The organism is Limosilactobacillus ingluviei str. Autruche 4, from assembly GCF_000312405.1.
Classification (GTDB): Bacteria; Bacillota; Bacilli; order Lactobacillales; family Lactobacillaceae; genus Limosilactobacillus; species Limosilactobacillus ingluviei.
Genome location: NZ_HE997173.1, coordinates 630,024 through 644,944 on the forward strand (window position 1 = coordinate 630,024; position 14,921 = coordinate 644,944).

Annotated in this window: 15 protein-coding genes; 2 read left to right on the forward strand and 13 right to left on the reverse strand. The window is 50.2% G+C overall.

Going from position 1 to position 14,921, the window contains the following annotated elements; translation table 11 throughout:
- Nucleotides 1-8 precede the first annotated feature (8 nt).
- The 6 genes from BN54_RS03065 to BN54_RS03085 form a co-directional block, all read right to left on the reverse strand.
- Nucleotides 9-974, reverse strand: coding sequence for an ROK family glucokinase (locus BN54_RS03065; protein WP_019205674.1), 966 nt, complete (start codon nt 972-974; stop codon nt 9-11).
- Between the two features lie 6 nt (nt 975-980).
- A complete protein-coding gene (locus tag BN54_RS03070; RefSeq protein ID WP_019205675.1) occupies nt 981-1,208 on the reverse strand; it encodes a YqgQ family protein in 228 nt (75 codons plus the stop codon).
- A 1-nt stretch (nt 1,209) separates the two neighbouring features.
- On the reverse strand, nt 1,210-1,854 hold the full coding sequence (locus tag BN54_RS03075; protein WP_019205676.1) for a rhomboid family intramembrane serine protease: 645 nt from the start codon (nt 1,852-1,854) through the stop codon (nt 1,210-1,212).
- Between the two features lie 27 nt (nt 1,855-1,881).
- Nucleotides 1,882-2,433 (reverse strand): 5-formyltetrahydrofolate cyclo-ligase, encoded by a 552-nt coding sequence (locus BN54_RS03080; protein WP_019205677.1) that lies wholly within the window; start codon nt 2,431-2,433, stop codon nt 1,882-1,884.
- Nucleotides 2,434-2,583: 150 nt separating this feature from the next.
- Nucleotides 2,584-2,733 (reverse strand): 50S ribosomal protein L33, encoded by a 150-nt coding sequence (rpmG, locus tag BN54_RS10005; RefSeq protein WP_056953498.1) that lies wholly within the window; start codon nt 2,731-2,733, stop codon nt 2,584-2,586.
- A 137-nt stretch (nt 2,734-2,870) separates the two neighbouring features.
- Entirely contained in the window at nt 2,871-4,931 is a 2,061-nt protein-coding gene (locus tag BN54_RS03085; protein ID WP_019205678.1) for a peptidoglycan D,D-transpeptidase FtsI family protein, read from the reverse strand.
- A 216-nt stretch (nt 4,932-5,147) separates the two neighbouring features.
- Here BN54_RS03085 and BN54_RS03090 point away from each other — a divergent pair, with 216 nt between their 5' ends.
- Nucleotides 5,148-7,742: a YfhO family protein gene (locus BN54_RS03090; RefSeq protein WP_019205679.1), complete on the forward strand. Its 2,595-nt coding sequence runs from the start codon at nt 5,148-5,150 to the stop codon at nt 7,740-7,742.
- 54 nt (nt 7,743-7,796) lie between these two features.
- Here the strand turns inward: BN54_RS03090 and greA are convergent, their stop codons facing one another.
- The 7 genes from greA to BN54_RS03125 form a co-directional block, all read right to left on the reverse strand.
- Nucleotides 7,797-8,273: a transcription elongation factor GreA gene (gene greA / locus BN54_RS03095; RefSeq protein WP_019205680.1), complete on the reverse strand. Its 477-nt coding sequence runs from the start codon at nt 8,271-8,273 to the stop codon at nt 7,797-7,799.
- A gap of 93 nt (nt 8,274-8,366) precedes the next feature.
- Nucleotides 8,367-9,017, reverse strand: a complete 651-nt coding sequence (udk, locus tag BN54_RS03100) for a uridine kinase (protein ID WP_019205681.1) — start codon at nt 9,015-9,017, stop codon at nt 8,367-8,369.
- 17 nt (nt 9,018-9,034) lie between these two features.
- Nucleotides 9,035-11,461, reverse strand: coding sequence for a phenylalanine--tRNA ligase subunit beta (gene pheT / locus BN54_RS03105; RefSeq protein WP_019205682.1), 2,427 nt, complete (start codon nt 11,459-11,461; stop codon nt 9,035-9,037).
- A gap of 4 nt (nt 11,462-11,465) precedes the next feature.
- A complete protein-coding gene (locus BN54_RS03110) occupies nt 11,466-12,512 on the reverse strand; it encodes a phenylalanine--tRNA ligase subunit alpha (protein ID WP_019205683.1) in 1,047 nt (348 codons plus the stop codon).
- Between the two features lie 270 nt (nt 12,513-12,782).
- Nucleotides 12,783-13,148 (reverse strand): winged helix-turn-helix transcriptional regulator, encoded by a 366-nt coding sequence (locus tag BN54_RS03115; RefSeq protein WP_019205684.1) that lies wholly within the window; start codon nt 13,146-13,148, stop codon nt 12,783-12,785.
- A 24-nt stretch (nt 13,149-13,172) separates the two neighbouring features.
- Nucleotides 13,173-13,676 (reverse strand): HD domain-containing protein, encoded by a 504-nt coding sequence (locus BN54_RS03120; RefSeq protein ID WP_019205685.1) that lies wholly within the window; start codon nt 13,674-13,676, stop codon nt 13,173-13,175.
- Nucleotides 13,677-13,801: 125 nt separating this feature from the next.
- Complete coding sequence (locus BN54_RS03125) at nt 13,802-14,587, reverse strand: TrmH family RNA methyltransferase (protein WP_019205686.1); 786 nt, start codon at nt 14,585-14,587, stop codon at nt 13,802-13,804.
- 48 nt (nt 14,588-14,635) lie between these two features.
- On the opposite strand from BN54_RS03125, the gene BN54_RS03130 reads away from it, so the two are divergent.
- Complete coding sequence (locus BN54_RS03130) at nt 14,636-14,908, forward strand: acylphosphatase (protein ID WP_019205687.1); 273 nt, start codon at nt 14,636-14,638, stop codon at nt 14,906-14,908.
- Nucleotides 14,909-14,921 lie beyond the last annotated feature (13 nt).

Here is a 14,921-nt window from a genome sequence, read left to right on the forward strand (position 1 = left end):
GCCGTCAATTAAGCAAATTGAGTTGCCAATGAAGCCGCCCCAATTACCCCCGCGTCATTTCCTAATTCAGCCAACTTAAGTTGAGTGGAAGTCCGAACCGTGGCAAAGGCAAATTCATTAAAGTTCTTTTGAACCCGCTTCAACAAGAAGTCACCGGCCGCGGAAACCCCGCCACCGATAACCACAAATTCAGGGTTCAAGGTGTTTGAAATGTTGGCACACGCCAAGCCCAGGTAGTAGCAAACCTTATCAACGACTTTGTTGGCTAAGTAGTCCCGCTCCTTAGCTAAGTCAAAGACGATCTTGGAGGTAATTTCATCCCCGTCATCGATCATCTTCTTTAGCCGGGAAGTCCCTTCGTATTCTTCAGCCAAGTCTTGGGCCAAGTGAACGACCCCGGTTGCAGAGGCGTATTGTTCCAAACACCCATGGTTGCCACAAGTACATTGGTAACCGTTTGGTTGCACAATAATGTGGCCGACTTCCCCAGCGGCCCCACCGATCCCGTGAAGCAGTTGACGGTTGGCGATTAAGCCCCCACCAACCCCGGTTCCCAGGGTAATAAAGGCCACGTCGTCACCATCGTTGCCGGCCCCCTTCCAGCGTTCGCCTAAACCGGCACAGTTGGCGTCGTTGTCAATAGCAAACTTCAGGCCCGTCCCGGCTTCGATTTGTTCCTTCACTGGTTGCAAGGTCTTCCAGTTTAAGTTGTACGCCCCAATAACGGTCCCGTTGTCCCGGTCAACCGTCCCAGGGGTCCCCATGCCGATCCCGATGAATTGATCGCGGCTCATCTTGTATAGATCGATGTGGTGGTTAATGGATTCAATGATATCCGGAACAATGTGCGACCCTTCATCCAAAATGTTGGTCCGCAATGACCATTTTTGTTGGATTTCCCCTTCGGCCGTCAAAATTGCAAACTTAATCGTGGTCCCACCAAGGTCAACCCCAATCAACTTCTTGTTCGTCATGATAAATTACCTCTCTTGTTGATATTTCTCTTCTTCACGGTGTTCTTTTTTCAACACCAGCTTAGCCTGCAGATACACATCGCGCTCCAGAACCCGGGCCTGATAAAGGTTATCTAGTTCTAGCGCCATCAATTCAATGTCCCACAAGCGTTTGCCAACGTAAACAAATACATTAAAGCGTTTTAAAAGCTGCTGGACGTCATACAGGGTCCGCAAGTTCGTCGTTCCCGGCATTCTATCGCCCCATTCCATAACACAAAATTGCCAAACCGATTAAAACGGCCCCACTTAAGCCCCGCTTAACCAAATTAACTGGGCCTAAGCGTGGCGCCCCTAACATAGCAGCCGCCAAAAAGCCAACCAACAGTCCGCCTAAATGAGCGACTAACCCCACGTGCGGCAGCAAAAAATCAAAGGCCACATTAATCCCCACCAGGATCAAGAATTGGCGCGCCATTAAACGGACCCCTTCTTGTTGGCGAAACTCGCTGCCTAAAAAGATAAAAGCCCCAAATAGGCCAAAAATCCCGGTGCTGGCACCCACCGCAAGGCTGGTAGGATCAAAGGCGCAACTGGCTAAATTGCCCCCCAAAACACTAAGTAGAAACAAGGCTAGTAACCGCCAGTGTCCAAAAAGCTGCTCAACATAATAGCCAATTAACGCCAAGGTCAAACTGTTCAGTAATAAGTGTTCCCAGCCGAGGTGCAAGAACCCTGCCGTCAGCAAGCGCCAAACTTGGCCAACCGCAACATACGGCGGGTACAGCGCGCCCCACCGCAATAAGTTCGGGACGGTCAGGCCACCGGTGATGATGACCCCTAAATAGACCACGACCATGATGCCTACCAGCCCGGTCGTTACCGGGGCTTTGCGCCACATTTCTTTCAAAACACCCTCCAATCACGCTTAGTCCACTAAGCTAACCACCTGCTGCACGGTGATATCGTGCGTTTCACCTGGCCATTCGTCCGCTTGAGCCACCTGAGTCGTCAGGGCTACCGCGACGGTCGCGCCCGCATAATCAGCCAAGTAGCGATCGTAATAACCACCACCAAAGCCTAACCGTTTCCCCGCCGGGGTAAAGGCCACTCCCGGGACGACCATCAAGTCAATGTCAGCTTTGTCAAACACACGCCCATCCAATGGTTCCAAAACGCCAAAACTTGACTCACCAAAGTGGGTTTCCTCCGTTAGTTCCACAAACTCCATTTGCCGGTGCGGTAAAGTTCGTGGCACTACTACCGTTTGCCCCTTATGCCGGGCGTGTAGGATCAACGGCGCGGTATCCAACTCAAAGGACTGACTTAAGGTCAAAGCAATCACTTGAGCATTAAGCCACGCCGGTTGATCATACAGTTTTTGTGCCAAGGCCCGCTCTTCTTTCAGCTTGATATTGGAATCCAGCTGTTGTAAACGCGCAATATAGGCCTGGCGCATCTCCTTCTTTGTATAGGTCATCAAATCTCTCTCCTTTGATCAAACGTTTACAAAGAATAATTATCACAAATTTTAGCAACCAGGTCAATTTATTATTCTTAAAAAAGTCTGCTTCACTGACAACAAAAAAGACTGGGCATAACCCAGTCTTTTTTGTTGAGTCCCTGACCACTACTTAGTTTCGCGGTGCAAAGTGACCTTGCGTTCCCGTGGGCAGTACTTCTTTAATTCCAGCCGGTCCGGGTTGTTACGACGGTTCTTACTAGTCAAGTAGTTCCGTTCGTGGCATTCAGTGCATTCCATAGTAATGTTTACACGCATCGGTTCTTGCCTCCAAACTATAATTATTTTAACGAGAATACGTTATACGTAACCCTAACTCGTACAACTATATCATCAATTGCTCGATTTGACCAGTCTTTTAGTCGAAGTTGTTAAGGATTTTTCCTTGTCAGGGCCTAGTTGCTGCTCGGCTTGGCCTGAACATACTTCCAGTAAGCCGCAAAGATTTGCTTGGCCATGTTAATGTTGGCCTGGCTGTTATCATTGGAAGCCCCAGGAATCGACAACGCTACCACCACCTGCGGATTATCTGATGGTGCATAGCCCGCAAAACTCAGGGTCACCGTCGAATGACCGTTAGACACCGTTTCGGCCGTCCCCGTCTTCCCGGAAATCGATGGCGTTTCGCTCTTCATTGTCCCTGCCGTCACGTACGGACTCGAACCGTGTGTCACTAAGTACAAGCCCTGGTGAATCAAATCAAAGTACGACTTCGGCGCGTTAATCACCGATTGGACCTCAGGTTGGGTTTCGGATTGGATCTTGCCCAACGTCCCATCTGGATTCGTTTCCCGAATCTGTTTAACAATGTAGGGCCGTAATTTCTTCCCCCCGTTAGCTAAGGTCGACATGTATTGGGCCAGTTGCATGACCGTGTACGCATCGTAGTTCCCGTAGGAAAGGTCCAAGGCACTCCCAATGTGCTTTTGGTCCGCTGCCCCGCGGTAGCCCACGGTTTCGCCTGGCAAATCAACCCCGGTCTTCACGCCCAAGCCAAACATATTAAAGTAATAACGCAACTTGGTAAAGATGCTTGGCGTTAACGTGATTTGGGTATCATAAGAATAGTGCATCCCACCCATCTTCATGGCCAGTTGCATCATATACGAGTTGGAGGAGACTTCTAAGGCCTCCGGAGCCGTCAAGCCAACGTTCGCACCGCCAGACTTATTAAACCAAGACCCTTTGACGGAGGTCCCAGCCACCTTGATCGGTTGGTCGGTTAAAACATTATTGCTTGGCGTGATCACCCCGGTCATTAACCCCGCCATAATCGTGGCCCCCTTGACCACCGACCCTAAAACAATCGGGTGGTTGATGGCCCCAATTTCATCGACGGTTTGTTTCCCGGTCTTTAAATCACGGTCAATTCCCGCCATCGCATAAATGGCCCCGGTATTCGGGTTCATGACCACCGCGTAGGCTCCTGGCGAATCCGCAATCCCGGCCGAGCCGTAGTTGCTTTCCAAAATACTTTGGACCTTCTTTTGAAATTCCGCATTGATGGTCAGGACCAAGTTGTCCCCCTTCTTGCCGGCATACTTAAGTTTTTCGTGCGTTCGCGTGCCTGAAGTCGACACTTCCGTTTGGGACTTTGAACCCGCTAAGGTAGCTTGGAATAACTTTTCTAAATACGAAGCCCCGACGTTGTCATTGCGCGAATAGCCTTGCGCCAACAAAGTATTTTGGGTATCACTTGGCAACCCAGTCGTGGTTACGGTCCCCACGAGGGATTGAATATCCTTGCCTTCTGGGTAATTCCGCGTCCAGGCAGAACCAATCTTCACCCCGGGCATCTCACTCAGGTGTTCCCCGACTTCGGCCAATTCCTTGGCGGTAACGCCGGTTGCTTTGATATAAGTCGTCGACAGTGAGTAAGCCCCGCTCATGGAGCCATAAATCATCGCCTTATTTTTTTCTTGCTTACTGAGTTTAAAGAAGTGCGGATGCTTTTGCAGGTAATCAATAGCCTCGTCATAAGCGTTGGTTGAGCCCGCCTTAATCTTGGCAGCTTTTTCCACCTGCTTTAAATGCGCTTCATCCGCTAAAAAGTAATCCATTTGGTTCCGGGTGGTCAGGCGACTGGTATTGACCGTCAGGTAATTACCCAAGCGGTTCGCGATCCCATACATTTCCCGATCCGTCACCGTGCTGCCCTTGGTATAGGTAATGGCTTGGTGGGCTTGATTACCAACCAAGACCTTTCCGTTGGTATCATAGATCATCCCCCGCTGAACATTATTGGTTTCCGTCATTGTATCGGCCTGCTTAACTAAGGCCTTGTATGACGTCCCGTTCAGCACTTGGAGATAAAACAGGCGCACCCCCAGGGCCAATAAAAGCAAGGCCACGATCCACAGCAACAAATTCAACCGGAAGGGAATCGCCGATTGTGAGGTCTGCCGCTTTTCGTCGCGTTGGTTAAAGATCCCTTTAAAACGTTTTAAAAAATTCACAATTGCTCGCTTCTCCTTAGTTTAAATAGCGCGATCAACTCGCCCCAATTTAACTTCTCATGGTAACCATTCAATCTTACTATCATTTTACTCGAATCAACAGGGTTTTTAAGAAATTTTAATTTACCCCCGGCTCCACCCAAATCGGTATATAATGGGGAGCAATCACGGCAATCGCCACTTGCCAATTACTTTTACGGAAGGACTGTCCATGGTTTGAAAACCTTTGTTACTCGTCACCGCGATTTAATCATTTGTTTTTTCCTCCCGATCTTAATAATGGGGAGTTACTTTGCCAGCCGGGGAATGGCCCCCTTTGGATCCAGTTCCTTATTAACGGTTGACCTCGGGCAACAGTACGTCGATTTTTTTGCCTACCTGCGCACCAGTCTTTTACATCATCCCGCTAGTTTGCTTTATTCATTCAGTAAGGGCTTAGGCGGCGAAATGTGGGGAACCAACGCCTACTACTTATTAAGCCCCCTGAACCTGGTGTTGCTTTTATTCCCCCACCAATGGCTGACCAGTGGGATCATGGTCGTTTTATTGCTCAAATACGGTTTAGCCGCCCTGAGCTTTGGCTGGCTGCTAAAGCACGAACACTTGCAAACCGGCAGTCGCCTGATCATTTTTACGACCGGGTACGCCATGATGGGCTGGATGATTGCCAACCAACTCAACCTGCTCTGGCTGGACGTTTTAGCCCTGTTGCCATTGGTAATCGCCGGGCTTTTAAAAATCAGCCGGCAGGAATCAGCCAACATGTATATTGGTTGGTTGACGTTGTTGATCATTGATAACTACTACATGGGCTGGATGGTTTGCCTCTTCACTTTGCCATTTTTACTTTGGCAACTGAGTCGGCAAAACGCTCCCGCCAGTAAAACGGTTTTTAAAACCTATTTGCTTAGTTCACTAACCAGTGTCGCCCTCAGTGCAGTCGTCCTCTTGCCAACGATCTGGGCCTTAACCACCAGTAAAGGGACCTATACGACAACCAGCATTAAGTGGCGCTTGGAATATAACCCCCTCTATTTATTCGGTAAACTGGTCCCCGGGGCGTTTAACTTCAATCAAATGCCCAGCGGTCAAGCCAACCTTTACCTCGGGATGTTACCCTTGTTTGCTGGTCTTTTATACTTCTTTACGCCCACCGAACGCCAACGCAGCCGGTGGTTAGCGAGCGCCATTACCGGGGGCTTGTTGCTTTCTTGCTGGTGGCCCCCGCTGGATTTGCTTTGGCACTTGGGCCAATTTCCCGTCTGGTACCCAGCGCGCTTCTCCTTTTTAATTTCTTTTTGGTGGCTGTGGCTGGCCGCGGTAGCCTGGCGCCCCCACTGCCCCATCAGTTGGCGCCTGGCCCTCTTGCTGGTGGCAATCGCCGGTAGCGGAGCTGGGATGGTCTGGGGGCTGCGCAAGCAACTCGATTACCTCACCCCCTGGCAAATTGGCATCGGCTTATTGTTAGCTGCGTTGGCCATTGCGATGTTATACCTTGACCAGCGGCGGTTATCGTACTTTGGGGTCGCCTTAGCAGCTTTGACCATCTTTGACCTGAGTTTCAATGCGGTGACCGCGCTCAACAAGATTTCTTACGTCAGCCAAGCTCAATTTGCCAATTACACCAAGGCATTGGTAAAAGTCAGTCAGCAAAACCGCCAAACTGACCACGGGCTCTACCGAATCGCTAAGGACTTCGCCCGGACCAAAGATGATCCCTTTCAAGGCGATTTCTTTACGGGTGACCACTTTGGTTCCACGATGGAGCCAACCGTCAGCAAATTTTTCCAACGAATCGGCCAACCAGCCGGGGATGGCTATGTGACCTACTCTAACGGGACCCCCGTTACCGACTCATTCTTAGGCATGAAGTATTATTGGCAAGCCCAACGTCAGGGGCTTGGGCCGGCAGGCAACGTGATCTTACCCCTCGTCGCCAACCGCCCCGACTGGAAGCAAGCCCCCGTCGTCAGCCAGACTTCCGCCGTCCAGATTCGGCAAAACCGTTGGGCCCTGCCCCTGGCCTTCGCAGCCAACGCCCGAATCTTGCAGTTCAATCCGACCACCCTCGATCCTTTAAGCTACCAATCACAGCTTTACCAAACGTTAGCGGGACAAGCCAAGGAACCCGAACTCTTTACCGTGCAAAACTTTGATCACGTCGAATTTGTCAATTTACCGACTTCGCGGCAAATTACGGGCATTACCGTCCGGCGGCAAAAGCTAATGGCCCCGGCCCAACTGACCCTGACGATTAAGCCGCAAACCAATGACCCCTACTACCTTACCCTCGGGGCAGCACTGAAGGATAACGCGACCATCACTTTGAACGGCCGACCGCTCAAACAGTACCCAACCTATCAAAATACGATCGTCACCACGATTGCCGATCATGCTAAGGGAAAAACCATCACGGTCACCATTGCGCTGAAAAAAGCGTCCCTCTGGCTGCAAAACGTTAGTCTCTACCGTCTGAACCGGGCGCGCTTTGAGCAAAGCGCCCGGCGTTTGCAAACGGCCCCGCTTAAGATCACCAGTTGGCACAGCAACCGCTTTACCGGTACCATTACGGTGACTAAAGCCCGGCAGGTCTTAATGACCTCAATTCCCTACACGCGAGGTTGGCACGTTAAAATCGATGGGCACCCAGTTGCTACGCACAAGGCTGCGCAAACCTTTTTGGCGGTAAAACTGCCAAAGGGGACGCATACCGTCAGCTTTACGTACTGGCCGCCTTATTGGTGGTTTGGGTTAACCATTACCCTTTTAACCGCCCTAGGTTGGGGAACGTGGCAGAAACGAAAAGCTTAGTAAAAATAGCGTCAAGCCGTTTGGCCTGACGCTATTTTTAGGTTCAAACAAATTTTACTTCACGCTTAAAATCTTAACCTTCATCGTCCCGGTTGGGATTTCCACGTCCACTTCATCGCCGACCTTGTGTCCCAACAAACCTTGGGCCATTGGTGATTCGTTAGAAATCTTACCATTCAGCGGGTCGGATTCTGATTCACCGACGATCGTGTACGTTTCGGGTTCTTCATCTGGTAATTCTTGGAAAGTAATTTCACGCCCCATTGAAACTTCGTCCTTGTCAACCGCATCATTATCAATGATGACGGCGTATTGCAACATCGTTTCAATTTGGCTGATCCGCCCTTCCACAAAGGCTTGTTCATCCTTTGCGGATTCGTATTCCGAATTTTCGGATAAGTCCCCGTAGCTACGGGCAATCTTAATCCGGTTGATAACTTCTGGACGCCGCACTAAGCGCAAATCTTCTAATTCTTGTTCCAGCTTCTTTTTCCCATCTTCCGTCATTGGGAAGCTTTTTTCTTCAGCCATATTATTCCATTCCTTTCATTCAAATACTGTGAAAATTTATCACGTTCCCCCGCCGATTTCAAGCGCTATTTTAAGGAAGGTGACGAATTTTTCCTAATCAGCAGTCAAATGGCCCCGCTTAGCCAAGACATCCCGGACTTTCGTCGTCAAAATATCAATGGCAACGTGATTTTCGCCCCCCTCTGGGACGATAATATCAGCATACCGCTTGGTGGGTTCGATAAATTGGTGATACATCGGCTTAACCGTTTTAAGGTACTGGCTAATGATCGATTCTAAACTCCGGCCCCGTTCTTGCATATCACGTTGGATCCGGCGCAAAATCCGAATGTCATCGTCGGCATCCACGTAGACTTTAATATCCATCAGATCCCGCAAGCGTTCATCATCTAAGATTAAAATTCCTTCCAGAATAATCACGTCTTGGGGTTCTACGTGCACCGTAGCTTGGGAACGTGTATATTCCTTGTAATCATAGACCGGCATTTCGACCGCTTGATTATGCCGCAGCGCATCCAGTTGTTCAATCAACAGCGCCGTATCAAAGGCTAAGGGGTGATCATAGTTGACGGCCTTGCGTTCTTCCATGGTCATATCCGCTTGGTCATTGTAATACGTATCTTGGTTGATAATTTGGATCGATTGCCCACGCAAATTTTCATAAATGGCCTTGGAGACTGTCGTCTTGCCACTCCCAGAACCCCCAGTTACCCCAATTACGATTGGTCGTTTATCTTCGTTCATCATAATCCTCACTATTATTATCGAATTTCGGCGCCCAAGGTCGTCGTTAAGTGCGCCACAACTTTTTCAAAGGCTTGGTTGACGTCGCCTTCCTTCAAAGTGGCATCATCGGCCTGATAAGTCAACGTGTAAGCCAAGGACTTCTTATTGGCCGGTAAGTGTTCCCCCCGGTATAAGTCGAATAATTGCACCTGCTTAAGGTAAGCGCCGCCCTTTTGCTTGATTGCCGCCACGATTGCTTGGTTGGTAATTGTTTGGTCAACCAACAAGGCAATATCACGGGTGACTGCCGGGTACTTGCTGATGTGAACATAGTGTTTATCGCGCTTTGGTGCTGCCAAAAGCGCCGCTAAGTTCAGCTCAAAGACGTAGGTTTCAGGAATCTTATATTCTGCCGCGCATGATGGGTGCACTTGGCCTAAGAACCCAACCACTTGGCCGTCCAATAAAATGTTGGCCGTCCGCCCCGGGTGCATTTCTGGGCGGCTGGAATCGGCCACGTAAGTAATCTCACCAGCCACGGCCAGATTTTGCAAGTAGGTTTGCACAATCCCCTTCAAGGCATAGAAATCAACTGGTTGGGCCGCTTGGTGCCAGTTGGCCGGCGTTAAGTGCCCCGTCACCGCCCCTGCAACATGTTCTTCTTCTAACGGCCGTTCACCGCCCTGCGGAATAAAGACGCGCCCTTGTTCATACAAGGCCACATCGGCTACTTTCCGGGCGTGGTTGTACGCCACGTCCAATAACAGCCCGCTAATGATGCTCATCCGCGTTGCCACGTGATCCGAACTCATCGGGTAATCCAATTGCATTGGTTGAGTTTGGTCTGGAGCCACCCGGAATTGTTGGGCCCGCTTAACGGTAGTCAAAGAGTAGGAAATGGCTTGCGTTAAGCCAAGGCCTTCCAATGTGTGGCGACTGGCCCGCAACCGGGCTTGCGTTTCTGTCAACCCACCAGCCGTCTTGGTCATGGCTGGTAAGGTTGATGGTAAATTATCATAGCCGTATAAACGGGCGATTTCTTCGTACAAGTCCGCCGGCAATTCAATATCCCAACGCCGGGCCGGGACTGCCACAACCAATTGGTCATCATCAAGAGAATGTGCCGCAAAGTCTAACCGGACCATCAGCTGTTCAATCATTGCCATGGTCAATTCCGTCCCTAAGACATGGTTGACCCGCCGCACCGAAAGGGTAATTTCGCGGTCGGCAAATTGGGGCCGGGCAGCGACCGCTTTCCCAGCCACAACCTGCCCGCCGGCCAATTCAGCTAACCAGTAAGCCGCTTCATCCAAGGCCTGGTGCAGAGTTTCTGGGTTGATGCCCCGTTCAAAGCGCATTGAGGATTCGGAATGCAAATCTAAGCGCCGGGCTTGCTTGCGGACCATGACCGGATCAAAAATTGCGGCTTCCAGGGCCACACTGGTCGTCTGTTCATCGACCATCGTGCTTTGACCGCCCATCGTCCCGGCTAAGGCCACCGCTTCTTCGCCCGCCGCAATGACAATATCACTGGCCTGCAAACTCCGGGCTTCCCCATCCAACATCGTCAACTGTTCACCAGCTTGGGCATGCCGCACCGTAATTTGGTGACTTGGCAACTTAGCGTAGTCGAAGGCATGCAAGGGTTGCCCGTACTTCAACAGGATGTAGTTAGTAATGTCAACCACGTTATTAATCGGCCGAATCCCGGCGTTCCATAATTTAATTTGCAGCCACATTGGACTGTCCGCCACGTGCAAGTGCTTGATTAAACGCATTTCGTAGGCCGGCGCAATTGCTTCATCCGCCAAGGTCGCTGATAATTGATCAGCCATCGCCTCGTCACTTTCTACGACCGGATGACTCTCAAAGCCGTTTGGCAGATCATAGATCGCCGCCAGGTCATTGACGTTCCCAAAAATACTAAGCATGTCCCCCCGGTTTGGCGTCAGGTCAGTATCAATGATCGTATCGTCCATCCCTAAGTACGGGTAGACGGCGTCCCCGACAACAGCATCATCTGGTAAGAACCAAATCCCGGCTTCATAATCCTTTGGCGCCACTTGCTCGCTGAAGCCAATTTCTTGTAAGGCACACAGCATCCCATTGGACTCAACGCCCCGGATCTTGCCGCGCTTGATCTTAATGTTATCTTTGATGCGGGCTCCCACCAAGGCCACGATGACTTTTTTGCCAACTTGCACGTTCGGAGCCCCACAAACAATCTGCAGGGTTTCCGTTTCGCTGACTTGGACTTGGCAGACGTTTAAGTGATCGGAATCCGGGTGTGGTTCACAGGCCACGACCAACCCAACCACCAACTTTTTTAACCCGTCCATTGGTGAGTAGACGTCATTGATGTCAACCGAAGTCCGGGCTAGTTTTTCGGCTAACGCGGCTGGTTGAATCCCCTTTTCTTCCAGGGGCAAATATTGGTTTAACCATTGGTATGAAACTTTCATGCGGCTATCCTTTCTGGTTGAATTGGTTCAGGAAACGAACATCATTTTGGTAGAAGTCACGAATGTCTTCGACCCCGTACTTAATCATCGCAAAGCGATCAGGCCCCAACCCAAAGGCAAAGCCTCCGTATACTTCTGGATCAACCCCTGACATCTTCAACACGTTCGGGTGAACCATCCCGGCCCCTAAGACTTCCAGCCAACCGGTGTGCTTACAGATTGCACACCCCTGGCCCAGGCAGTTAAAACAAGTAATGTCAGCTTCAACGGATGGTTCAGTAAATGGGAAGTAGCTCGGCCGCAACCGGACGGCTAATTCATCCCCAAACAGGGTTTTGGCGACGACTTCCAAGGTCCCCTTTAAATCGGCCATCGTGACATGTTCACCCACGACCAAACCTTCGACCTGATGGAATTGGTGAGAGTGCGTTGCGTCATCAGTATCGCGCCGGTAAACTTTTCCGGGTGAAATCATCTTCAACGGCCCATTCGCAAAATCGTGCTTTTCCATCATCCGTGCTTGCATTGGTGACGTTTGGGTCCGCATCAAAACCGATGGCGTCACATAAAAAGTATCTTGCATGTCGCGGGCTGGGTGATCTTTGGGCAGATTTAACCGTTCAAAGTTGTATTCGTCTTGTTCCACTTCGTCCCCCACGGCCACTTGATAGCCCATCCCAACAAACAGATCAACCAGCTGGTCAATAATTTGTTGGATCACGTGGGGTTGCCCTTGGACCGTTGGGGTCCCGGGTAAGGTTACGTCCAGGGTTTCCGCTGCCAGCTTAGCATTGAGCCGGGCGGTCGCTAATTCAGCTTTCTTGGCTTCTAAGGCTTGGGCCAGTTCGTCCCGAATTTCATTGGCAAACTTCCCCACCTTTGGTCGCTCTTCTTTGCTCAGGTCCTTCATCCCCCGCAAAACGGTCGTCAAGGGACCTTTTTTACCCAACATTTTGACCCGAATGTCATTTAAGTGATCCAGGTCGGCGCTCGCTTTAATTTCTTGGATCCCTTGCTTGCGCAATTCTTCCAATTTTTCTCGTAAGCCCATTTTATCCTCCTCATCCACGATGGTATGCAATAATTGGGGTAGTAAAAAAAGCCCCGTCCAGCAAGGGACGAGGCTTCGCGGTACCACCCTAGTTTATAGCCATGCTATACACTCATTGATTGATAACGGTCATCAACCGGGGGTGGCCCCAACTCGGGAAGTGAAATTCATCCTTTAAGCCCGGGCTCACTTCCAGTCACCGATGAGCCTCCCTGACGAGCTGCCAGAACTACTAATTTCCTTCAACGTCTTTATAAACACTGCTACATTCTAACCAATCTTTTGCATTTGGTCAAGCTCAGCCTCACACCATTTATCAGACCAAGCATGGACAGCGGCCATCACTGGGGCCAATTCCGCCCCGCGATCCGTCAAGCAGTATTCAATCCGACTTTCCCCCGGGAAGGTCTTGCGTTCCACAATCCCTTCTTGCTCTAATTCCTTTAAACGTTCACAAAGCACCCGATCGGAACACTTCGCTACGTGCCCAGCCAGATCTTTGAACCGCTGGGTCTTTTCGTGCAACAGCACTTCAATAATCATTCCATTCCACTTTTTGCCCAGAATCGAAAAAGTCTTTGCAAACTTCGGACACAGGCTAAAATCATCACCCGCTAACGTCATTTCCTTGCTCATAACAATCCCCTCCAACCAAACAAATTAATTTTTTACCAATCGTCGACTCTGCATGCGCGCTTGCCACCGCCTCTTTAAGGGGCCAAAGAATTCAGCTTGCGCTTCATAGTCATCAACTAAAGAAACAATCAAACTTTCTGCATACCGTGGTACGGCCAAAGTTGCACCAAACATGTGCTTTAAAATAATATCTTTTTCCTTGGGGTTCAACGGGGTTAACTTCTCCGCATTGCGTAACGCTACCCGCGGATGAATGAAGGCGTGCGTCCCCAAATCGAATTTGGTCGTGCGCCAATCATAGTAAAACAAATCGTGCAACAAGCCCGCCCGCGCTGTGCTCACGTAATCTAAGTGAAGCCGCTTGGCAATTCGGTAACTGTCATAAGAAACCGAAAGCGAATGTTGCAAGCGGTCAGAGTGATGGTGTTGGGTATAATTGGCAAGCTTTTGCACCGCCGGTTGCGCCAACAAGTCCGCTACTAACGCCACGTATTCCTCGTCCTTGCGCCATTCATCCCTTGTTTTCATGCACTAGATTGCTCCTTTTCTGTTTTGTTGCCATCATTTTACACGATTTCTCCTTAAAGGGGAACCGTTTTGCTTCCTTTTAGTAAGTCTTAAGAATTTTTGGACTTTTTTCTACTTTTGAAAGTTTAGTCCGTCAACGCCGCACGGTTCAATTCAAACATTAAAATCCCGGCCGATACCGCTACGTTTAAGGATTCGGCCGCCCCCTTCATTGGAATGTAAAGGTTGGTCGTGGTCGACGCCAACAGGTCACTGGCCATCCCATGACCTTCATTGCCCATGATTAAGGCAAAATCCGGACCCGGGTGTACCTGACGAAAGCTTTGCGCAGCTGGATTTAATTGGGTCCCGTACACTGGTTTCCCCGCGGCTTTGAAGTCGGCAATCCATTTCCTTAAGTCGCCAGTGAACAATTGTAAATGAAATTGACTGCCTTGCATTGAGCGCACTACCTTGGGACTAAACAGATCCGCCGTTTGCGCACTGGCCACAACGCCAGCAAAGCCAGCCGCATCCGCGGTCCGAATCATGGTTCCCACGTTGCCGGGATCTTGGACGCGATCAAGCAAGAGCCACGCCCCCTTCAGATCCACCCCTGGTTGGAAGCGGTGGTTGGGCAGTTGGGCCACCGCTGCAATGCCTTGGGGCGTGACCGTGTCCAAAACGTGCTTTAGGATCGCCGGCGTAACTTCGTAGACCTGGTCAAAGCGTGCTACAATGTCTTCGTGAGCGGCCAACTCATCGGCCGTCCCAATTAAAGCCGTTAAGGTCACCCCACTTTTGAGGGCTTCTTCAACTAAATGCCAGCCATCTAACAAGTAGGCATTAAATTTTTCCCGGCCCCGCTTGGTGGCTAATTTTTTCCAGTCTTTAACGTGTTGGTTCTTAATAGACGTTAATTGTTCCCGCATTTTATCACCTCAATTAAACTATTATAACATTTTTAAAGGAGCAGCTTAATGATTAACTACTTAATTTTTGTTTCCGGCCGGGTCCAAGGGGTCGGCTTTCGCTATGCCACTCTCCTGCTCGCCCGCCAGTACCACCTGACCGGAACGGTTGAAAATCTTCCCGATGGCCAAGTTAAAATCAACGTCCAAGGCCCGGCCAGTGACGTCAAAGCCTTTGTCCTCGCCATTAAGGCTGGCCCTAATCCGTATTGCCGGGTGGAGGAAGTCCACATCCAACCCCAACCCTTGGCAAAGTGGCGGACTTTTAAAATTACCAATTAGCAACAAAAGTAGC

Bases quoted from the DNA above. Each gene is read 5' to 3' on its own strand.
- BN54_RS03065 (WP_019205674.1), bottom strand. From the start codon at position 974: ATGACGAACAAGAAGTTGATTGGGGTTGACCTTGGTGGGACCACGATT.
- BN54_RS03070 (WP_019205675.1), bottom strand. From the start codon at position 1,208: ATGCCGGGAACGACGAACTTGCGGACCCTGTATGACGTCCAGCAGCTT.
- BN54_RS03075 (WP_019205676.1), bottom strand. From the start codon at position 1,854: ATGTGGCGCAAAGCCCCGGTAACGACCGGGCTGGTAGGCATCATGGTC.
- BN54_RS03080 (WP_019205677.1), bottom strand. From the start codon at position 2,433: ATGACCTATACAAAGAAGGAGATGCGCCAGGCCTATATTGCGCGTTTA.
- rpmG (WP_056953498.1), bottom strand. From the start codon at position 2,733: ATGCGTGTAAACATTACTATGGAATGCACTGAATGCCACGAACGGAAC.
- greA (WP_019205680.1), bottom strand. From the start codon at position 8,273: ATGGCTGAAGAAAAAAGCTTCCCAATGACGGAAGATGGGAAAAAGAAG.
- udk (WP_019205681.1), bottom strand. From the start codon at position 9,017: ATGAACGAAGATAAACGACCAATCGTAATTGGGGTAACTGGGGGTTCT.
- pheT (WP_019205682.1), bottom strand. From the start codon at position 11,461: ATGAAAGTTTCATACCAATGGTTAAACCAATATTTGCCCCTGGAAGAA.
- BN54_RS03110 (WP_019205683.1), bottom strand. From the start codon at position 12,512: ATGGGCTTACGAGAAAAATTGGAAGAATTGCGCAAGCAAGGGATCCAA.
- BN54_RS03115 (WP_019205684.1), bottom strand. From the start codon at position 13,148: ATGAGCAAGGAAATGACGTTAGCGGGTGATGATTTTAGCCTGTGTCCG.
- BN54_RS03120 (WP_019205685.1), bottom strand. From the start codon at position 13,676: ATGAAAACAAGGGATGAATGGCGCAAGGACGAGGAATACGTGGCGTTA.
- BN54_RS03125 (WP_019205686.1), bottom strand. From the start codon at position 14,587: ATGCGGGAACAATTAACGTCTATTAAGAACCAACACGTTAAAGACTGG.
- BN54_RS03130 (WP_019205687.1), top strand. From the start codon at position 14,636: ATGATTAACTACTTAATTTTTGTTTCCGGCCGGGTCCAAGGGGTCGGC.